We start from the raw sequence: 20,228 nt of genomic DNA, 5'->3' as shown, positions 1-20,228 counted from the left end.
CTGTCCACTGTGGACGGCGGGCCGTTCTCGTTCAGATCAGCGGGCGAAGCAGAGCGGCAGCCTCGGTCATCTCGTACAGGACTTCGAGCCGGTTCAGGATCTCGGGGATCTCGCGCGGACGCCCCGTGCGACCGGATCGCGCGGCGATCGCCCTGACGGCGGTGAGCGCCTGCGCTGGGTTCAGTGCGACGGTGTCAGCGGCGAATCGCTTCGGGGCGAGGACATCGATGCCATCGGGGAGCAGGTGTGGCGGGAAGTCCTTGGTGTTGTGGGTGACGATCGCGCCCGCTCCGCCGACGACGGCGGCCGCGATCACGTGTTCGTCGTCGGGGTCCGGCAGGCCGTAGGTGCCCGCGAGCCCTTGCCAGCCGTCGATCTCCGCATCGTCGAACGCCTGGCGCATCACCGTGACGAGCCTTCTCGCGCGGTGCGCCGCTCGCGTGGTGTCCTCGCCCCGTGCGACCAGCTTCTGCTCTTCCTCGTACTCCAGCTCTTCGAGGATCGCCGTGCTCCACACCGGTCTGTACATGCCCTCGACCGCGAGGGACAGCAGGAAGTCGCGTTGCAGGCTGGGCCACAGAACGCAGGTGTCGAGCAGGGCGGTGAACACGTGGTCGGCTCTTCCGGGGTTGTCCGATGATCAGCTCATGCCGTTGCCCCGACGTCTCGCGACCTCTTGGCGCGCCTTCTTCAAGCGAGCCAGTGCGGTGTCGATGTCCTCGTCGTCCTCCACCGCGGTCGCTTCGAGGGCGGCGTACTGACGGGCACGGCGCTCTTCACGGTATGAGAGCAGATCTCGGAGCAGGATCTTGCGATGGCTGTTCACCCGTTCGAACGGGATCTGCTCCTCGTCGAGCAGGCGTATGACTGTCGGCCTGCTGACTCCGAGCAGGTCAGCCGCCTGCTGCGTGGTCAGCGTCGCCGTCACCGGGGCCACGGAGACCGCCAGGCCCTCCTGGAGCGCGGTGACCACCTGGCGCAGGACGCGGTACAGCTCGTCGGGGAGTTCGACCCGGTCGCCGGGCGCGTTCCCGCTGAGGAAGCAGGGAACGTGCGGACGGCCGCGTCCCGCGTCTTCGTGGGCCTGGAGGAAGTCGTAGACCCGTGCTACCTGATCGCCCTCGTCCGGCTCCGGGAGATAGGTCTCCTGGCGCAGCTTCTCGCCCATTGCGCACCTCCACTTTCGAACGAAACGTAGCAGGTTTCGTTTCGTTCGACTAGTGCTAGCGGACCGTGGTGCGGCGGCGGACCAGGGAGACGGGGACGCTCTCCAGGGTCGGCAGCAGGCGGGCGTGGTTGCGCTTGACCTGGCCGTCCAGGCGCAGGTGCGGGAAGCGGCGGAACAGCTCGCGCAGCGCGATCTCGCCCTCCATCCTGGCCAGGCCCGCGCCGACGCAGAAGTGCACTCCGCCCGCGAAGGCCAGGTGTTCCCGCGCGTTGCGGCGGGTGATGTCGAAGCGGTCGGGGTTGCGGAAGACCTTGGGGTCGCGGTTGGCGGCGGCGAGCAGCACCGCGACGTGGTCGCCCGGCTTGAGCTGGGTTCCGGCGATCTCGACGGGCTCCAGCGCGGCGCGCACGGTGAAGTGCACGGGAGGGCTGTGCCGCAGCGTCTCCTCGACGACGTTGGCGGCGAGGTCGAAGTCGGCGAGCAGGCGTTCGCGCGCGTCGCGGTTGACCAGCAGGGCGAGCGCGCCGTTGCCGATCAGGTTGAGCGTGGTGCCGAAGCCCGCGAGCAGCAGCAGCCCCGCGGTGGCGAGCAGGTCGCGGTCCGCGACGGGGGCACCGTCCACTTCGGCGTGCACGAGCTGGCTCAGCAGGTCATCGCCCGGGGAGCGCCTGCGGTGGGCGATCAGGTCGGTGAAGAAGGTGTGCAGCTCGCCGATCACGCTGTCCAGCCGCCGCTGCTCGGTCAGCGAGTGCACGCCGTCCAGCGCGGGGCCGACCTGCCTGGCCCACGCGCTGAACTGCTCGTGGTCGGGGGCGGGCACGCCGAGCATGTCGCTGATCACCTGGATCGGCACGCGGTCGGCGAACTCGGGCACCAGGTCGAAGCGCTCGCGCGTGGCCAGTTCGTCGAGGTAGCCGGTGATGGTGCGCTCGATCTGCGCGTAGCGGGCGCGCACGGCGCGCGGGGTGAACCACGGCGCGACGAGCTTGCGCAGCCGCGTGTGCTCGGGCGGGTCCATGCTGAGGAACGAGTCCTCGATGGGGTGCACGGGCTCCGGCGGGCGCGGGGGCAGCGGGATCAGCATGCCCTCGCTCGCCGAGACCTGGCTGACGCCGAAGCGCGGGTCGCGCAGGATCTGGGTGGCCCAGCGGTGCGAGGGCGTGATGTAGAGCTGGAGCTTGCTGCGCACGAGGTCGCCGTCGCGCCGGATGCGCTCGTACAGCGGGTAGGGGCTGTGCGAACCCCGGCGCAGGAGCTTGGCGCCGTGGTCGCCCCGGGACGAGTAGATGCTCAGAGCCGCGCGCTCCACCAAGAATGACACCGTCCGCCGTACATCCTCGTTGATGCCCATGGCGTGTCCCTCCCGGGTCGGGCCGCGTCCCCGAAGAAGTATCGTCCCGACCCGGCCGACGCGGAGTGCCGCCGGGCCCGGAGCGGGACGCGGGTGCATGTTACTCGATGGTAGGCGCGGCACCCGCGAGCTTGACCGACTTTTTTCCGAACTGAAGAATCTTGGTTAACAAGGCAAGGATGGGGGCGGCCATGACTCCGGACGACAGCTCCGCGCTCGCACGGCGGATCTCCGACGCGGACCGGGAGAACGCCGCGGTCGTGCTCAACCGTGCGGTGGCCGACGGCAGGCTGACCTGGCCGGAGCACGCCGAGCGGCTGGAGCTGGTCTACGCCGCGCGCACCGCGGCCGACCTCAGCCCCGTACTGGCCGACCTGCACCTGCCCGCGTCCGTGGACCGCACGCCGAAGCGGCTCAGCGCGGTGTTCAGCAAGGTCCTGCGCGCGCCGGAGGGGGCGAGCCCGCTGCACGTGCGCGCGGTGTTCGGCACGGCCGTGCTCGACCTGCGCTCCGCCGCGCCCGGCGAAGAGGTCGAGCTGAGGCTGTCCTCGCTGTTCGGCAAGATCGAGCTGACCGTGGCCGAGGACGCGGTGGTGCTCGACGAGGGCGGCGCGGTCTTCGGCAAGCGGCGCATCCCGGGGCGGCCCGCCGGAACCCCCGGCGCGGTGATCAGGCTCAGCGGCCGCAACGTCTTCGGCAAGCTGACGGTGCGCCGGGCCTAGCTCTGGTTGCGGTGGCGGCGCACGGTTTCCTCGACCACGTCGAGCACGGGGTCGAGGTCGTCGGCGGGCAGGCCCATCGCCAGGTGTGACACGAGCCCTTCGAGCACCAGCTCCAGGAACGCGGTCAGCACCTTCACGTCGACGTCGTCGCGGAGGTTGCCCGCGTCGCGCTGGCGCTGCAACCGCGCGGTGGTGGCCTCGGTGAGCTGCTGGGAGCGCTCGGCCCAGCGGGCGCGGAAGTCGGGGTCGGTGCGCAGCCGCCGCGTCACTTCCAGGCGCGTGGCCAGCGAGTGCACCGGGTGCTCGCCGCCGATGTCCTGCGGGGTGGCGAGCAGCTCGCGCATCACCTGCACCAGGCCCTGTTCGGCGACGACCTCGGCCATCCGCAGCGCGTCCTCCTCGGCGAGCGCGAGGAACAGCGATTCCTTGTCGCGGAAGTGGTGGAAGATCGCGCCGCGGGACAGCCCGGTGGCCTCCTCCAGCCTGCGCACGGTCGCGCCCTCGTAGCCGTGGCGCGCGAAACAGCTCCGGGCGCCGTCCAGGATCTGGCGGCGGCGGGCGTCGAGGTGGTCCTGGCTGACCCTGGGCACGGGCAGATCGTGTCAGCCGGTGTGCGCCCTGTGCAATCCGTACGTACGTATTGGGCCTGACCTCACGCGACGGGGCGAACGGTACCGCCACGCGCCCCGGATGGACGAATCCGATCGGAGGGTGTGCGGCAAGCGCTTACCCCGTGCTCTTGCGCGGTGCGGGGATCTGGCGAACCATCAGGGAACTTCCTTCACCTTTTGTGAGCACGACCGCCGCTGGACCGCCGCCGCACCCTGCACGCCCTCTTCGCTCTGGAGGCACTGTGGCTGTCCAACCCCGATGGCGTCCCGCCCTGGCCGTGGCACTGGCGGCGACCACGATCACCGCGACGCTGGCCGCGTCCGCGAACGCCGCGCCCACTGATTACGAGGCCGAGGACGCGCTGGTCTCCCAGGGCGTCGTCGAGTCCAACCACGCCGGGTTCTCCGGGAGGGGATTCGTCAACTACACCAACGTCTCCGGCAGCTTCGTCGAGTGGACGGTGAACGCCGCGCAGGCGGGCACGCACTCGTTGACCCTGCGGTACGCCAACGGAACCGGCGTGAACCGGCCGGTCGACATCCGCGTCAACGGCGCGCTGTCCGCGAGCGCGGTGGCCTTCCCGGGCACGGGAGCGTGGACGACCTGGCAGACGAAGACCGTCACGGCGACGCTCGCGGCCGGGCAGAACAAGATCCGCGCGACCGCGACGACGGCGGAGGGCGGGCCCAACGCGGACAAGCTCACCGTCGATGCCGCTGACGCTGAAAAGCCGACTGCGCCGGGGAATCTGCGCTCCAACGGCGCGGCGACCCCGAGCACCGTCGCGCTGGCGTGGGATGCCGCGCGTGACAACGTCGGAGTCGTGGGCTACGACGTTTACCAGCACGGCCAGCACATGAAGTCGGTCACGGGGTTGTCCACGACCGTCGACGGGCTCACGCCGAACACCGAGTACCAGTGGACGGTCTTCGCGAAGGACGCGGCGGGCAACGTTTCCCCGGCGAGCAATGAGGTGGTCATCAAGACGCCTCCCGCGCAGCAGGACACCGAGGCGCCGTCTGCTCCGACGAACCTCGCGCGCGGCACGGTCGGGCCGAACAGCGTTGCGCTGCAATGGAGTCCGTCGCGGGACAACATCGGCGTGACGGGCTACGAGATCCTGCGCGACGGCCAGGTCGCGGCCACGGCCACGGGAACTTCCGGCGAGGTCGGCGGGCTGAATCCCAGCACTGCCTACAGGTTCACGGTTCGCGCGCGCGATGCCGTTGGCAACAGATCCGCTGCCAGCAACGAGGTCACCGTGACGACAGCTCCGCCCGGTGGTGGCGGTGGAGTGGAGCCGGGGCGGGTGACCACGATCGCGTCCAATGTGGACGTTCCGTGGGGAGTGGCGTTCCTGCCGGACGGTTCGGCGTTGGTCAGCGAGCGCAACAACTTCAACGTATTCAAGCTCACGCAGAGCGGACAGCGCACTGCCGCGGGCAAGGTTCCCAACGCGGTCACCACGGGCGGCGAAGGCGGCCTGCTCGGGCTTGAGGTGTCGCCGAACTTCGCTGCTGACAAGTGGGTCTACATCTACCACTCGTCCAACGCGGGCAACCGCGTCGTGCGGATGAAGTACGAGAACAACGCGCTCGTCCAGTCCAGCTACCAGGTCCTGCTCGGCAACATCCCGCAGAGCCGCTACCACAACGGCGGACGGTTGCGCTTCGGGCCGGGCGGAATGCTTTACGTGGCAACGGGTGACGCGCAGGCGCACCAGAACGCGCAGAACCTCGGCTCCACGGCGGGGAAGATCCTGCGGATCACGCCGGACGGAAAGGTGCCGGGCGACAACCCGTTCGCCGGGAACCCGGTGTGGAGCTACGGCCACCGCAACGTCCAGGGACTCGGCTTCGACTCGCGAGGTCGTTTGTGGGCAACGGAGTTCGGCAACAGCCAGATGGACGAGCTGAACCTGATCGTCAAGGGCGGCAACTACGGCTGGGCGGACTGCGAGGGCACCGCGACCGGGCTCGGCGGTGGTGGCTGCGGCAAGCCCGGGTTCATCCGGCCGGTGCGGACGTTCGCGCCGACGGGGTCGAACTCGCCCAGCGGTTTGACGATCGTCAACGACCACATCTTCATCGCGCAGACCACCGGGCAGCGCGTGTACCGAATGAAGATCAACGGTGACGGGGTCGAAGCGCCCAAGGCGTACTTCCAGGGCGCCTACGACCGCCTGCGCACGGTGGAGAAGTCACCGACCGGCGGGCTCTGGTTGACAACCACCACCGACAAGGACGGTACGGCCAACAACGACCGGGTCCTGCACGTGGAGCTGACCGGCTGAGGTGGCTGACGCACGGGGGACGGCTCGGGGCTGAACGGGTGATGACCCGCTGGTGAAACCCGGTGCTCAAGCCGTCCCCCGTGCGGCGGCGCCTCACTCGACGGGGTGCGGGTGTCAGGGGGCGTGTGTAGCTTCGGGATGACCCCAGGCACCAGGAGTGATCATCTTGACCGCACGCACCGCGCCCCCGAGCGCGCAGGTCGTCAGCACGCGCGCGCACGCCGAGGCCTACATCGCCTCGATCTGTTTCAAGACAGGGCCTCCGCGTCTGGTGGGCGTCGAGCTGGAGTGGACCGTGCACCACGCCGACGACCCGCGAAGACCGCTGGAACACGACAACCTCGTCGCCGCGCTCGGGGCCCACGCGCCGTCCGAGCTGAGCGGCCCGCAACTCCCTCTGCCGAACGGTTCGCTGCTCACCGTGGAGCCCGGTGGCCAGGTCGAGATCTCGACCGCCCCGCAGCCCGAACTGAGCACCCTGATCTCCCTCACTTCCGGCGACATCGCTTACGTCGCCGAACTCCTGCGTCAGTCCGGGCTCGTGCTCGGCGCCAACGGGACCGATCCGTTCCGGCCGCAGAAGCGCCTGCTGGACACGCCCCGCTATCGGGCGATGGAGCGGGCTTTCGAACCCGTTGGGCCGCACGGCCGAACCATGATGTGCAGCACCGCTGGCCTCCAGGTCTGCCTGGACGCGGGGGAGCCGCACCGGCTTCCCGCGCGCTGGGCCGCGGTGCACGCGCTCGGTCCGGTGCTGTCGGCGGCTTTCGCGAATTCCCCGGAACTGTGCGGCGCGCGCACGGGCTGGGCTTCTACGAGGATGCGCGCGGTTTCCGGGACCGATCCCGGGCGCACGTCGCCCGCGCCCGTGGGTGCCGATCCGGCGCTGCTGTGGGCGCGGCACGCGCTGGACACGCCGCTGGTGTGCTTGCGCAGACCGGGTGACGACTGGACGCCGCCAGCTGGCGTGACGCTCGGCGACTGGGCGGACGGCGCGCTCGCGCCGGCGCCGACCACCGACGACATCGACTACCACCTGAGCACGATGTTCCCGCCGGTGCGCCCGCGCGGCTACATCGAGGTGCGCTACCTGGACACGCAGCGGCCCGGCGAGTGGGTTGTGCCGGTGGTGCTGCTCACCGCGCTGTTCCACCGGGAGTCCACTGTGGACGCTGTGCTGGACGTGACGGAGGACGCCGCCGACCGCTGGGAGCAGGCGGCGCGGTACGGGCTGGCCGATCCGGTGCTGGCCCAGGTCGCCGCGAAGGTCTTCGAGCTGGGCGTGCGCGCGATCCCCGCGCTGGGGCTGCCCGCCGAACTGGCCGCGCTGGTGACCGAATCCCTTGATCGGGCGAGGGCGGGTGAACTGGCATGACGACCACGGAGCAGGAACAGCTGCGGGCGAAGGCCGCCGCCGAACTGGAACGGGCGCGGCTGCGCAGCGCGGCGCTGACCGACGTGCTGGACGACGACGAGCTGGTGCGGCAGCACTCGCCGCTGATGTCGCCGCTGATCTGGGACCTCGCGCACATCGGCAACCAGGAAGAGCTGTGGCTGGTGCGCGACGTCGGCGGCCTGCCCGCCGTGCGCAGCGACATCGATGAGCTGTACGACGCCTTCAAGCACTCGCGGTCGTCGCGACCGGCGCTGCCGCTGCTCAAGCCGGGTGAGGCGCGGCAGTACGTGGACCAGGTGCGACGCAAGACGATGGACGTCGTGGACCGCGTTCCCTTGCAGGGGCGCAGATTGGTCGAGAACGCCTTCGCCTTCGGCATGCTCGTGCAGCACGAGCAGCAGCACGACGAGACGATGCTGATCACCCACCAGACCCGCAAGAGCACGGCCGTGCTGCACGCTCCGGACCCGCCGAAAGCGGGCAGAGCCGTTCTGCCCCAAGAGGTTCTGGTGCCGGGCGGGCCGTTCACCATGGGCACCTCGACCGAGCCGTGGGCGCTGGACAACGAGCGCCCGGCGCACCAGGTGCACGTCGACGCGTTCTTCATCGACACCACGCCGATCAGCTGCGGGCAGTACCAGGAGTTCATGGCCGATGGCGGCTACGAGCGCGCGGAGCTGTGGAGCGAGGTGGGCTGGGAGCACCGCAACAAGGCGAATCTGCGCGCGCCGCTGTACTGGCGGAGGGACGGCGATCGCTGGCTGCGCGACTGCTTCGGCGTGGTCGGGCCGGTGCGCGACGCCGAACCCGTCGTGCACGTCAGCTTCCACGAGGCGCAGGCGTACGCGCGCTGGGCTGGCAAGCGGCTGCCGACCGAGGCGGAGTGGGAGAAGGCCGCGCGCTTCGACCCGGAGAGTGGGCGCTCGCGCAGATTCCCTTGGGGCGATGAGAATCCCGGGCCGGAGCACGCCAACCTCGGCCAGCGCCACCTGCGCCCGGCGGAGGTCGGCGCCTACCCGGAGGGTGCGTCACCGCTGGGTGTGCGGCAGTTGATCGGCGACGTGTGGGAGTGGGTGGACACCGACCTGCACGGCTACCCGGGCTTCACCGCGTTCCCCTACCAGGAGTACTCCGAGGTCTTCTTCGGGCCCGACTACAAGATGCTGCGCGGCGGCTGCTTCGGCACCGACGCGGCGGCCTGCCGTGGCACGTTCCGCAACTGGGACTACCCGATCCGCAGGCAGATCTTCTCCGGATTCCGTTGCGCGCGAACGCCAGGGGGTGGGGAGCTGGGGTAGCGCCATGTGCCGACACCTCGGCTACCTCGGCAGGGAAGTCCTGCTGGGCGACCTGCTGTTGCTGCCGCCGCGTTCCCTGATGCGCCAGTCCTGGGCGCCGCAGGACATGCGCGGCGGGGGCACGATCAACGCGGACGGCTTCGGCGTCGGGTGGTACACGGCCGCTCGACCCGAGCCGACCCGCTACCGCACGATCCGTCCACTGTGGAGCGACACGGCGTTCGCCTCGCTCGCCGGGACCACGAGCAGCGGCGCGGTGCTGGCCGCTGTGCGCTCGGCGACGGTCGGCATGCCCGTGGTGGAGACCGCGAACGCTCCCTTCGCTGACGGCGAGTGGTTGTTCAGCCACAACGGCCGCGTCGACGGGTGGCCGGTGTCGCTGGCGGGCCTCGCCGCGCGACTGCCGACCGTGGACCTGATCACGTTGGACGCGCCCACGGACTCGGCGGTGCTGTGGGCGCTCGTGCGGGACTGCCTGCGTGCCGGAGCGCCGCCGGGGGACGCGTTGGCCGAGGTGGTCGCGGAGGTCGACGCGGCGGCCCCGGGGTCGCGGCTGAACCTGATGCTCACCAACGGGCGGCAGCTCGCCGCGACGACCTGGGACCATGCGCTGTCGGTGCGGCAGACCGCAGGCGGCGTGCTGGTCTCCTCCGAACCCATCGACGACGAGTCCGACTGGAAAGCGTTGTCGGACAAGCAACTCATCACGATTAGTGAATCCACTGTGGACATCGAGAGCCTTTAGGAGCTTCACCATGCCACAGCTCGTGCTCGACCTGCACCACACCGAGGCCGACGCCGCGCGCTCCCTGCGCGCCGACGTCCTCGCCGGCCTCGCATCGACCCCGAAGTGGTTGCCGCCCAAGTGGTTCTACGACGCGCGGGGCAGCGCGCTGTTCGAGGAGATCACCCGGCTGCCCGAGTACTACCCGACCCGGGCCGAACGGGAGGTGCTGGAGCGCGAGGCCGACGAGATCGCCAGGGTGACCGGGGCGGAGACGCTGGTGGAGCTGGGCTCGGGCTCCTCGGAGAAGACCAGGCTGCTGCTGGACGCGCTGCACCGGCAGGGCCTGCTCAAGCGCTTCGTGCCGCTGGACGTCTCCACCAGCGCGCTGGCCATGGCCGCCTCCTCGATCGCGTCGGAGTACACCGACGTCGAGGTGCACGGGGTGGTCGGCGACTTCACCGCGCACCTGGACGCGATCCCGGCCGTGCCCAACCGCATGGTCGCCTTTCTCGGCGGCACGATCGGCAACCTGGAGCCGCAGGAGCGCGCGGTGTTCCTGCGCTCGGTGCGCGAGGCGCTGGAGCCGGGGGAGTGGTTGCTGCTGGGCGCGGACCTGGTGAAGGACCCCGGAGTGCTGGTGCCCGCCTACGACGACGCCGCCGGGGTGACCGCGGAGTTCAACCGCAACGTGCTGCACGTGCTCAACCGCGAGCTGGGCGCGGACTTCGAGGTCGAGGAGTTCGAGCACGTCGCGCGGTGGAACGAGGAGGCAGAGCGGATCGAGATGTGGCTGCGCGCGCGGCGGGCCATGAGCGTGACCGTCGCCGAGCTGGGGCTGCACCTGTCCTTCGCCGAAGGGGAGGAGCTGCGCACGGAGACCTCGGCGAAGTTCCGCAGGCAGGGCCTGGCCGACGAGCTGCACGCGGCCGGGCTGGCGCTGCGCCGGTTCTGGACCGACGGGGCGGGCCGGTACTCGGTGGCACTGGCGCAGGTGACCGCGACTACCGGCGGGTAACCTCGGGAACGTGAATCCGATTACCGCCGTGGCGCGTCGGCTCGGCCGCAAGAAGTGGTTCTCCGACCTCGGCCGGGCCGTCGTGCCCGTCGACCTCGCCGTGCAGCGCCGGACCAGGGGCAAGATCAGCCTGCTGGCGCTGCTCGGCCTGCCGTCGATGCTGCTCACCACGACCGGGCGCAAGAGCGGGCAGCCGCGCGAGGTGCCGCTGCTCTACGTCCCGCACCCGCGCGGCTTCATCGTGACCGGCTCGAACTGGGGCGGCGAGAAGCACCCGGCGTGGTCGGCGAACCTCATCGCCAACCCCGACGCGCAAGCCCTGGTCCGCGCGAAACCCGTTGCGCTGCGGGCGGAACTGGCCGAGGGGGAGCTGCGTGCGGAGCTGTGGGCGCTGATCACCCAGCACTGGCCCGCCTACGACACCTACGCGGAGCGGGCGGGGTCGCGGCGGATCAGGGTGCTCCTGCTGACGCCCAGGACGTGACTTTCGGGCACGGCCAATGGGCCTCCCCGGCGACGCGTCGAGCTGGCTAGGTTCGCCGTGTGCCCACACGTGCTGTTCTCGCGACGGTCATGGCCCTGCTGGTCTTCGGCGGCGGGGTCACGGCGGCGGCCGAGCCGGTGTCCTACGCCGCCGTCCGCTTGGTGAAGGCGACACCCAGCGCGCCGAGCACACCGGAGATCACGCTGCCCACCGGCTACTCGATGGTGCCCGGCGCGAAGCACCAGGTCGCGAGCCGCGCGGAGTTCCACTTCTACCTGCAAGGCCCGCGCAGCACGGGGGTGGAGATCTCCGTGCGCTGGCCGGGAACTCCGATCGGCGCGGTGATCGAGGGCAAGGACCGGATTCCCACCGAGGCGGAGCCGGAGGGCGTGCGGTTCACCGTGCCGGTGCTCGCGGCGAGCCCCAACGCGGCGAGCTGGACCGTGCAGGTGTCCAGCTACCTCAGCGGGTCGACCGCGAGCGGGCTCTACTGGCGCGTGGAGCACAACGACCCCGACCGCGTCGCCGGGCCGTGGACGTCGGTGGCCTGGCCCGCCGGGCAGGTGAAGGCCGTGGTGAACCACATGGCCGCCGCCGAGGTGGTGCTGCGCGACGCGGGGCTGGTCGAGAAGGCCCGGCAGCGCGGGCACTTCTTCGCGTTGATGGGCTTCGAGACCAACAACACGCTGCACACCGACAACCCGCCGCACTGGCACCTGTCGTACTACCCGGGGCAGACCTTCAGCGCTCCCAAGGCGCACGTGCCGCACTTCTGGGTGGACAAGGCCGGCGCGAACTTCTACAACGGCATGGACGTCGTCGGCGAGGGTCGCAAGAAGTTCTACGTCGGCGATCCCGCCCCGGTCCACGACGCCGATCGACAGCTCGTCGTCACGCTCACGATTCGCGCCGATGGCGGCCTGGACGTGTTGGTGCCCAACGGTTCCGCGTACTCGGTGCTGCCCGTGGAAGGCGGCCTGACCGAGGGTGCGCAGGTGCTCCGCGACGGCCAACCGCTGACCGTGGTTCGCGCGGTCGACGACGTGCGCGGCGGCGTGCTCACGCTGCCCGGAGGCGTGCACCGCTACGACCCGCTGACGGGCTCGCTGATCTGACGGGTCGGGATGAACTCGACGATCTCCGCTGTGGCCGCACGGCTGGTGACGAACGGGTCTCTGGCCACCGCGCGCTCAACCTCCTCGCGCGTGCCGTCGAGCACCATCAGCCCGCCAGTACGGGGTTCCAGGCGGCCCGCGAGGCGCACCAAGCCCTTGGCGAACGCGCCGTGCGGGTTCGCGTAGTGCTGCTCCAACAACGCGTCGATCGCTTCCATCGAGTGGTACTTCAAGAGGACGAGGAACATGCCTCCAGTGAAGCTCGTGCGATGGCTCGCTGACCAAGACGAATCCGCGCGCGAGGCATAGGCTGGGGCCTATGGCTCAGCTCGACGGCATCGAACTGCGGCACCTCCGTGCGTTCCTCGCGGTCGTCGAGGCGGGCACGATCACGGGCGCGGCCGAGGAGCTGCGGATCGCGCAGCCGAGCCTGAGCCAGCAGATCAGTGCCTTGGAGCGTCGGGTCGGCGCGAAGCTGTTCCGCCGCAACGCACGTGGAGTCCGGCTCACCCCTGCCGGTGACGCGCTCGCCGTGGCGGCCCGCAAGGCGTTCCGTGTGCTCTCGGACGGGTTGGACGCGGCGCGGTCGGTCCCGGTAGAGGTCGTTGTCGGGCTCTGCTCCGGGGTGTCTGGCGAGCTGTTGCACCGCCTGCGCGCCGAGGTCGACGGGGAGGTTCGCTTCGAGCCCGCGGACTCCGCCGCTCAGCCCGGGCTGGTGCGTTCGGGCGCGCTCGACCTCGGTGTGGTGCGGCTGCCCGTGCCGTTGGACGGCTTGAAGAGCACGGTTCTCGCCGAGCAACCGCTTGGCGTCGTCGTGCACCGCTCGCACCCGCTGGCCGAGTTGTCCACTGTGGACTGGACTTCGCTTGTGGGGCAGCGGCTGTTGTGGTTCCCGGAGGAGCGCGCGCCCGGCTACTCGACCGCGGTGCTGGAGCACGCGGCCTCGGCGGGCTGGAATCCTGAGCTGCACCGCGCTCCGGCTGGGCACACGTTGTTCGCCTACGAGTTGAGCAGTCAGCGCGATCTGGTGGCATTGCGGCCGAGCGCGGACGATTCCGAGCTGGTGTGGATTCCGTTCGCTCAGAACGCGCCTGTGGAACGTTTGGCGCTCATCAGAAAAAGCTTCGCAGAATGAGGAACGCGGCACTCGCGGCGGCGACTCCGAGGACGGCGTAGCGCAGTCGGGGGCCGCGGAGGAACTTGCGCAGCGGGCCCGAAGCCGCGAATCCGGCCAGCATGAACGGCAGCAGCACCGCCGCCGCGCCCAGGTGCTCCACCCGCACCTGCCCGGCGATCAGCAGGGTCACCACCGAGGAGATCGACGCCAGCAGGAAGTACGCGCCGAGCGTCGCGCGCACCACCGGCCCCTTGGAGTGCTGGTACAGCAGCGCGATCGGCGGCCCACCGATGGAGGACGCGGTGCCGAACGCGCCGCTCGCGGCCCCGGCGACGACCAGGCCCGGGCGGGTCGGTGTGAGCTTCAACGACAGCAGGGACAGCCCGACGCAGACCAGCACGGACACGCCGATCACCACGTTGAACTGCGTCAACGGCAGCGCGGCCACGGCGAGCACGCCCAGCACGTTGCCGGGCAACCTGCCCAGCATCGCCCAGCCGACGCCGCGCCAGTCGGTGTGCTCGTGCTCCCGCACGACCGCGAGCGCGGCCTGGACGCAGGCGATCATCAGCACCGGAACGGGGACCAGCGCCGGGTCGATCAACGCCAGCAACGGCCCGGCCAGCAGGTTCAGCCCGTAGCCGACCGCGCCCTGGACCACGGCGCCCACGAGCACGACCAGCCCGGCGAACAGCAGTCCGACCGAAGTTCCGCTTGCGGGGTCGAGCATCAGCGCGGACACAGCCATACGTTTGCACGCCGAGCGCTCGCGATCCCGGCGCCGTGGTTGATCCCACACAAAGAGCGATGGTTGGCAAACGGGTGGTTTTTCTGCCCTTAAGTGCGATTTGCCCTTTCTGGTGGAGAAATGGGGTTGGCGCGTCGAGCCCGGCGCTGATGGGCTGCGCCGGGGAACGCGCAAGGGGGCCGCAATGCACGACGCACATTCCTTTGTGGGGCGAGGCGCTGCCGTCGCGGAGTTGACCGCCTGCCTCGATCGCGCTGTGGCCGGGCTGGGGTCGCTGGTGCTGGTGGCAGGTGAGGCCGGGATCGGGAAGACGGCTCTGGTCGAGCGCTTCGCCGCCGCCGCGGGCAAACGCGACGTCCGGGTGCTGTGGGGCGGGTGCTGGCCGGGCCAGGGCCAGTCACCGTACTGGCCGTTCGTGCAGGTGCTGCGCGGATGCGTCGCGAATCGGGGCTGGGACTGGGTTTCTGGGCTCGTCGGCGAGGACGCGCGCTACCTCAGCCGGGTGCTGCCCGAGCGTGAGGACACCGCAGGCGCCGAGGACGAGTCGACGCGCTTCCGCCTGTTCGACACGCTGACCAGGGTGCTCGTCGGCTGTGCCGGGGAACGGCCGCTGCTGGTGGTGCTGGAGGACCTGCACTGGGCGGACGAGGGATCGTTGCGCTACCTGGAATTCCTCGGTCATCAGCTCCGGCAGGCGGGCCTGGTGGTGATCGGCACCTACCGCGACGTGGACGCCGAGGACTCCGCGCTGACCGAGCGGCTGCCGCAGCTGCGGCGGTTCGGGCCGAGGGTGGACCTCACCGGGCTCGACCGCGAGGAGGTCGGCCAGCTCATGCGCTCGATCACCGCCACGAGCCCGCCCGCCGACCTCGTGGCCAAGGTGCACCGCAGCAGCGGCGGGAACCCGCTGTTCGCCGGGGAGGTCGCGCGGCTGCTCGGCGCGGGCGGCTCCGGCCTGGACATCCCCGCCGCCGTCGAGCACGTCATCGACCGCCGCCTTGCGTTGCTCGGCGAGGAGGAGGTGGCGCTGCTGTCCACCGCCGCCGTGCTCGGCGCGGAGTTCGATCCCGCCGAACTCGCCGACCTGGCCCTGGTGGACGTGCGCGGCCGCCTAGCGGAATCGTTGCGCCGTCGCGTGCTGGTCGCGGTCGAGGGAGACCGACTGCGTTTCGTGCACGCGCTGCTGCGCGACGCGCTCTACCGCCGCTTGGCCGTCGCCGACCGCGAGGCCCTGCATCGCCGTGCTGGCAAGGCGATCCTCGCGCGCGCCACCGATCGGGGCGCCGTCGCGAGCCGGGTCGCGCACCACCTCAGCCTCGGCAACGGCCCGCAGCAGGCGGTCCAGTACGACGTGCTCGCGGGCAAGCACGCGATGCGCTCGCTCGCCTTCGAGGACGCCGTCCGGCACTTCGCCCGAGCCGCTGAGGCCGCCGCCGAAGGGGAAGGCGCGCAACGCTGCGACATCCTGATGAACCTCGCGCTCGCGCAGTGGCGCTCCGGCAACGGCAGGCTCGCCGCGCGGACCTACCAGGACGCTTTCGAGCTGGCCAAGGCCATCGGCGACGTGCGCTCGCTCGGCCTCGCCGCGCTGGGCTGCTGCGTGCGGGACGAGCTGTGGGCGAACGAGCCGAAACTGATCGTCAACCTTGAGTACGCGTTGGATGCCTTGGGAGACAAGGATTCCGCGCTGCGCGCACGACTGCTCGCGCGGCTCTCGCGCGAACTCGTCCTCGTGCCTGGGACGGGGGAGCGGCGTGGCGTGCTGGTCGCGGAGGCAGAGTCCTTGGCGCGCGCCGCAGACGATCCCGCGACGCTGGCCGAGGTCCTGGGCACGATGCACAACGCGCACTGGACCCCGGACAACGCCGGTGACCGCCTGCGGACGGCCATCGAGATCATCGAGCTCGGCAGGCGCGCGGGCGACGAGAACCTGGCCGCGGACGGCGCGCTGTGGCGGGTGGTGTGCCTGGTCGAGCTGGGGGATCGGGTCGAGGCGGAGAAAGCCCTTGTCGCGTACGGCCGCTGGGCCGAGGAGCTGCGCGCGCCGCTGAGGCTGTTCTACCACCGGTGCGTCGCCGCGCACTTCGCCTTCCTGGACGGGCGCTTCGCCGACTCCGACCCGATCATCGAGGAGGCGCTGGTCCTCGGCGAGCGCGCGCACGTCGAGGCCGCCGAACACCTCTACTACCAGCACAAGACCGCACTCGCGCTGGCGCGCGGCGACCGCGCGGAGGCCGAGGCCCAGCTCGCCGCGTACGGCAGGCGGATGTCACAGCGACCGGAGTTCACCGCGTTCGGCCTCTGCGTCACCGCCGTCGTCCAGGCCAAGCTCGGGAAAACCGCTGAGCCCAAGGCTTTCCTGGACATGGCGATGTCGCAGAGCGCTCCCGCGATCGCGGGCCAGCCGCTGGGGATCTGCCTGCTGACGATGCTCGCCGAGATCACCTACCGCACCGGCGCCACCGAGCACGCCGAGCCGCTGTTCGACGCGCTCAGCCCGTACGACGGCTGCGTCGCGGTCGGTGCGGGGACGGTGCACGGCTTGGTGGCGCACGCGCTCGGGCTGCTCGCGGTGCTGCTGTCCCGGGCCGAGGAGGCCGAGCGCTACCTGAGTCGCGCCGCCGGGCAGGCCAAGTCCATGCGCGCTCGGCCGCTCTTCGCCCGGATTCGCTTGGACCACGCGCGTTTCCTCGGCGGGACACCGCGCGGAGCTTCGCTGGCCGCCGAGGTGCGTGACGAGTGCGCCGAGCTGGGAATGGCTCTGTTGCACGAGGAAGCGCTCGCGCACGTGGAGCCGGTCGGGGCCGCGCGATCGGCTTCGCTGCGGCGCGAGGGGGAGTACTGGTCGCTCCACTGTGGACAGAACGTGGTGCGGCTCAGGAACACCAAGGGGATCGGCTACCTGGTGCGGCTGCTGTCCAGTTCGGGAGAGCTGCACGTCCTCGATCTGGTGGGCGCGGAAACCGTTGCCCAGCAAGGGCTTCCCGTGCTCGACGCGACCGCGAAGGCCGCTTACCGCGCGCGCCTTGAGGACCTTCGGGCCGAGCAGGAGGAGGCCGAGTCCTTCAACGACCTCGCCCGCGCCGACCGCGCCCAGGCGGAGATCGACGCGCTCGTCCAGGAGCTGGCGGGCGCTGTGGGGCTCGGCGGCCGCGAACGGCGCACCGGCTCCAGTGCCGAGCGCGCCCGGCTCAACGTGACCCGCAGCCTGCGCACCATCATCGCGCGCATCACCGAGGGCGACGCGGAGCTGGGCCACCACCTCGACACCACGATCCGCACCGGCACCTACTGCGAGTACCGCCCAGGACCACGTCCGCCCGTCACTTGGAACTGGTGACGGGCGGACGAGATCGAGCGCTGGATCAGCTGCGAACCATCTTGCGCAGCACGTACTGCATGATGCCGCCGTTGCGGTAGTAGTCCGCCTCGCCGGGGGTGTCGATGCGCACGACCGCGTCGAACTCCACCTTCGAGCCGTCGCCCTTGGTCGCGGTCACCTTGACGGTGCGCGGGGTGGAGCCGTCGTTCAGCCCGGTCACCCCGGCCACGTCGAAGGTCTCCGTGCCGTCCAGGCCCAGCGACTCGGCGGTCTCGCCCTGCGGGAACTGGAGCGGGAGCACGCCCATGCCGATCAGGTTGGAGCGGTGGATGCGCTCGAAGGACTCGGCGATGACCACGCGCACGCCCAGCAGGCTGGTGCCCTTGGCCGCCCAGTCCCGTGAGGAACCCGAGCCGTACTCCTTGCCCGCCAGCACCACCAGCGGCACGCCCGCCTCGGCGTAGGCCACCGACGCGTCGTAGATGGTGCTCTGCTCGCCGTCGGCCAGGAAGTTGCGGGTGAAGCCGCCCTGCACGTCGTCCAAGAGCAGGTTGCGCAGGCGGATGTTGGCGAAGGTGCCCCGGATCATCACCTCGTGGTTGCCGCGGCGGGAACCGTAGGAGTTGAAGTCCCTGCGCTCAACGCCGTGCTCGGTGAGGTACTTGCCAGCGGGCGAGTCGGCCTTGATCGAACCGGCCGGGGAGATGTGGTCGGTGGTGACCGAGTCGCCCAGCAGCGCCAGCACGCGCGCGCCGGAGACGTCGGTGACCGGGGTGGTCTCCATCGTCATGCCCTCGAAGTACGGGGGCTTGCGCACGTAGGTGGAGTCATCGGCCCACTCGAAGGTGTTGCCGGTCGGCGTCGGCAGCGACTTCCACCGCTCGTCACCGGCGAAGACGTCGGCGTAGTCCTTGACGAACATCTCCGAGGAGATCGAGCTGGAGATGACGTCCTGGATCTCCTGCGGCGTCGGCCAGATGTCGGCCAGGAACACCGGCTTGCCGTCGGGGTCGGTGCCCAGCGGCTCGGTGTCCAGGTCGAGGTCCATCGTGCCCGCGAGCGCGTACGCGACCACCAGCGGCGGGGAGGCCAGGTAGTTCATCTTGATGTCGGGGCTGATCCGGCCCTCGAAGTTGCGGTTGCCCGAGAGCACCGAGACCACCGACAGGTCGTTGTCGTTGATCGCCTTCGAGATCTCCTCCGGCAGCGGGCCGGAGTTGCCGATGCAGGTGACGCAGCCGTAGCCGACCAGGTGGAAGCCGAGCTTCTCCAGGTACGGCAGCAGCTCCGCCTTCTCGTAGTAGTCCATGACGACCTTGGAGCCCGGCGCCAGGGAGGTCTTCACCCACGGCTTGCTGGCCAGGCCGCGCTCGACGGCGTTCTTGGCCAGCAGCGCCGCGCCGATCATCACCGAGGGGTTGGAGGTGTTGGTGCACGAGGTGATCGAGGCGATCGCCACGTGCCCGTGGTCCAGCGTGGTCTCGGTGCCGTCGGCCAGCGTCAGCGCGACGCGCTTGCTGCTGCGGCCCTTCGCGCTGGGCAGGCCGTGCGGCTCGTCGGCGCCGTTGGAGTTCGAGATGGCGGGGGAGTCCGACGCCGGGAAGGACTCCTCGGAGGCCTCGTCGGCCTTGCCGGAGTCACCGACGTAGTCGCCGAGCACGCCGCGGAACTTCGCCTTGGCCTCGGCCAGCACGATCCGGTCCTGCGGGCGCTTGGGGCCGGCGATGGACGGGACCACGGTGGCCAAGTCCAGCTCGATGTGCTCGGAGAAGTCCGGCTCGGCGGCCGGGTCGTGCCAGAGGCCCTGCTCCTTGGCGTAGGCCTCGACCAGCGCCAGCTGCTCCGCGGTGCGGCCGGTGAGCTTGAGGTAGTTCACCGTCTCCTGGTCGATCGGGAAGATCGCCGCGGTGGAGCCGAACTCCGGGCTCATGTTGCCGATGGTGGCGCGGTTGGCCAGCGGCACCGCGGTCACGCCCGAGCCGTAGAACTCGACGAACTTGCCGACGACGCCGTGCTTGCGCAGCATCTCGGTGATCGTCAGCACCAGGTCGGTGGCGGTGGTGCCGGGGGGCAGCTCGCCGTGCAGCTTGAAGCCGACCACGCGCGGGATCAACATGGAGACGGGCTGGCCGAGCATGGCCGCCTCCGCCTCGATGCCGCCGACGCCCCAGCCGAGCACGCCGATGCCGTTGACCATCGTGGTGTGGCTGTCGGTGCCGACCACGGTGTCCGGGTAGGCCTGACCGTTGCGGGTCATGACCACGCGCGCCAGGTGCTCGATGTTGACCTGGTGCACGATGCCGGTGCCGGGCGGCACCACCTTGAACTCGTCGAAGGCGCTCTGGCCCCAGCGCAGGAACTGGTAGCGCTCCTTGTTGCGCTGGTACTCCAGGTCCACGTTGCGCTCGAAGGCGTCCGGGCGCGCGAACACGTCGGCGATCACCGAGTGGTCGATGACGAGCTCGGCCGGGGCGAGCGGGTTGACCTTGGCGGGGTCGCCGCCGAGGCCGGTGACGGCCTCGCGCATGGTGGCCAGGTCCACGACGCAGGGCACGCCGGTGAAGTCCTGCATGATGACGCGGGCCGGGGTGAACTGGATCTCCGTGGCCGGGTCGGCCTTCGGGTCCCAGCTGCCGAGCGCGCGGACGTGGTCGGCGGTGATGTTGGCGCCGTCCTCGGTGCGGAGCAGGTTCTCCAGCAGGACCTTCAGGCTGTACGGGAGCCTCGCGGCGCCGTCGACGGCGCTCAGGCGGAAGATCTCGTACGAGGCGTCGCCGACGGCCAGTGTGCCGCGGGCACCGAAGCTGTCCTTGCTCGCAGGTGCAGTCACGTGAAACTCCATCACGGGCGGTGAGTCCGG

At 70.5% G+C, this 20,228-nt stretch carries 17 protein-coding genes; 10 read left to right on the top strand and 7 right to left on the bottom strand.

From position 1 onward, the window contains the following. Positions 1 to 31: 31 nt before the first annotated feature. Genes CCN37_RS03115 through CCN37_RS03105 form a run of 3 tightly spaced genes read right to left on the bottom strand, consistent with a single transcriptional unit; the run spans position 32 to position 2,519 of the window. Positions 32 to 610, bottom strand: a complete 579-nt coding sequence (locus tag CCN37_RS03115; protein WP_086819091.1) for a PIN domain-containing protein — start codon at positions 608 to 610, stop codon at positions 32 to 34. Positions 611 to 640: 30 nt separating this feature from the next. Further along, entirely contained in the window at positions 641 to 1,168 is a 528-nt protein-coding gene (locus CCN37_RS03110; RefSeq protein ID WP_086819090.1) for a helix-turn-helix domain-containing protein, read from the bottom strand. 55 nt (positions 1,169 to 1,223) lie between these two features. Further along, positions 1,224 to 2,519, bottom strand: coding sequence for a cytochrome P450 (locus CCN37_RS03105; protein ID WP_168200497.1), 1,296 nt, complete (start codon positions 2,517 to 2,519; stop codon positions 1,224 to 1,226). A gap of 191 nt (positions 2,520 to 2,710) precedes the next feature. Here CCN37_RS03105 and CCN37_RS03100 point away from each other — a divergent pair, with 191 nt between their 5' ends. Beyond that, a complete protein-coding gene (locus CCN37_RS03100) occupies positions 2,711 to 3,241 on the top strand; it encodes a DUF1707 domain-containing protein (RefSeq protein ID WP_086819088.1) in 531 nt (176 codons plus the stop codon). On the opposite strand, the gene CCN37_RS03095 is transcribed toward CCN37_RS03100, so the two are convergent. Next, complete coding sequence (locus CCN37_RS03095; RefSeq protein WP_086819087.1) at positions 3,238 to 3,831, bottom strand: TetR/AcrR family transcriptional regulator; 594 nt, start codon at positions 3,829 to 3,831, stop codon at positions 3,238 to 3,240. The genes CCN37_RS03100 and CCN37_RS03095 overlap by 4 nt on opposite strands. Before the next feature lie 263 nt (positions 3,832 to 4,094). On the opposite strand from CCN37_RS03095, the gene CCN37_RS03090 reads away from it, so the two are divergent. The 7 genes from CCN37_RS03090 to CCN37_RS03060 all read left to right on the top strand — a co-directional run bounded on the left by CCN37_RS03090 (position 4,095) and on the right by CCN37_RS03060 (position 12,181). After that, positions 4,095 to 6,146 (top strand): PQQ-dependent sugar dehydrogenase, encoded by a 2,052-nt coding sequence (locus CCN37_RS03090; RefSeq protein ID WP_246842786.1) that lies wholly within the window; start codon positions 4,095 to 4,097, stop codon positions 6,144 to 6,146. A 157-nt stretch (positions 6,147 to 6,303) separates the two neighbouring features. Continuing rightward, entirely contained in the window at positions 6,304 to 7,521 is a 1,218-nt protein-coding gene (egtA, locus tag CCN37_RS03085) for an ergothioneine biosynthesis glutamate--cysteine ligase EgtA (protein ID WP_086819085.1), read from the top strand. After that, the gene (egtB, locus tag CCN37_RS03080; RefSeq protein ID WP_086819084.1) at positions 7,518 to 8,840 is read left to right on the top strand and encodes an ergothioneine biosynthesis protein EgtB; all 1,323 of its coding nucleotides are present in this window, start codon (positions 7,518 to 7,520) and stop codon (positions 8,838 to 8,840) included. The genes egtA and egtB overlap by 4 nt, the downstream gene beginning before the upstream one ends. A 4-nt stretch (positions 8,841 to 8,844) precedes the next feature. Next, entirely contained in the window at positions 8,845 to 9,585 is a 741-nt protein-coding gene (gene egtC, locus CCN37_RS03075; RefSeq protein ID WP_086819083.1) for an ergothioneine biosynthesis protein EgtC, read from the top strand. Between the two features lie 10 nt (positions 9,586 to 9,595). Next, positions 9,596 to 10,582 carry an L-histidine N(alpha)-methyltransferase gene (gene egtD, locus CCN37_RS03070; RefSeq protein WP_086819082.1) on the top strand — a complete coding sequence of 329 codons (987 nt, stop codon included), beginning with the start codon at positions 9,596 to 9,598 and terminating at the stop codon, positions 10,580 to 10,582. Positions 10,583 to 10,592: 10 nt separating this feature from the next. Then, on the top strand, positions 10,593 to 11,066 hold the full coding sequence (locus tag CCN37_RS03065) for a nitroreductase family deazaflavin-dependent oxidoreductase (protein ID WP_086819081.1): 474 nt from the start codon (positions 10,593 to 10,595) through the stop codon (positions 11,064 to 11,066). Positions 11,067 to 11,125: 59 nt separating this feature from the next. Beyond that, entirely contained in the window at positions 11,126 to 12,181 is a 1,056-nt protein-coding gene (locus CCN37_RS03060) for a hypothetical protein (protein ID WP_143261395.1), read from the top strand. On the opposite strand, the gene CCN37_RS03055 is transcribed toward CCN37_RS03060, so the two are convergent. After that, complete coding sequence (locus CCN37_RS03055; RefSeq protein WP_086819079.1) at positions 12,151 to 12,429, bottom strand: YciI family protein; 279 nt, start codon at positions 12,427 to 12,429, stop codon at positions 12,151 to 12,153. The genes CCN37_RS03060 and CCN37_RS03055 overlap by 31 nt on opposite strands. A gap of 71 nt (positions 12,430 to 12,500) precedes the next feature. Between CCN37_RS03055 and CCN37_RS03050 the strand changes: the two genes are divergently transcribed. Then, positions 12,501 to 13,316, top strand: a complete 816-nt coding sequence (locus CCN37_RS03050; RefSeq protein WP_086819078.1) for a LysR family transcriptional regulator — start codon at positions 12,501 to 12,503, stop codon at positions 13,314 to 13,316. On the opposite strand, the gene CCN37_RS03045 is transcribed toward CCN37_RS03050, so the two are convergent. Further along, entirely contained in the window at positions 13,294 to 14,028 is a 735-nt protein-coding gene (locus tag CCN37_RS03045; RefSeq protein ID WP_086819124.1) for a sulfite exporter TauE/SafE family protein, read from the bottom strand. The two genes, CCN37_RS03050 and CCN37_RS03045, sit on opposite strands and share 23 nt — an antisense overlap. A gap of 202 nt (positions 14,029 to 14,230) precedes the next feature. On the opposite strand from CCN37_RS03045, the gene CCN37_RS03040 reads away from it, so the two are divergent. Further along, positions 14,231 to 17,386 (top strand): AAA family ATPase, encoded by a 3,156-nt coding sequence (locus tag CCN37_RS03040; RefSeq protein WP_086819077.1) that lies wholly within the window; start codon positions 14,231 to 14,233, stop codon positions 17,384 to 17,386. 25 nt (positions 17,387 to 17,411) lie between these two features. On the opposite strand, the gene acnA is transcribed toward CCN37_RS03040, so the two are convergent. Then, the gene (gene acnA, locus CCN37_RS03035; protein ID WP_305764703.1) at positions 17,412 to 20,198 is read right to left on the bottom strand and encodes an aconitate hydratase AcnA; all 2,787 of its coding nucleotides are present in this window, start codon (positions 20,196 to 20,198) and stop codon (positions 17,412 to 17,414) included. Positions 20,199 to 20,228 lie beyond the last annotated feature (30 nt).

It is taken from the genome of Allokutzneria sp. NRRL B-24872, assembly GCF_002155965.1.
Classification (GTDB): Bacteria; Actinomycetota; Actinomycetes; order Mycobacteriales; family Pseudonocardiaceae; genus Allokutzneria.
Note: the sequence above shows the minus strand (reverse complement) of the source record. Positions and strands in the feature narration are given on the sequence as shown.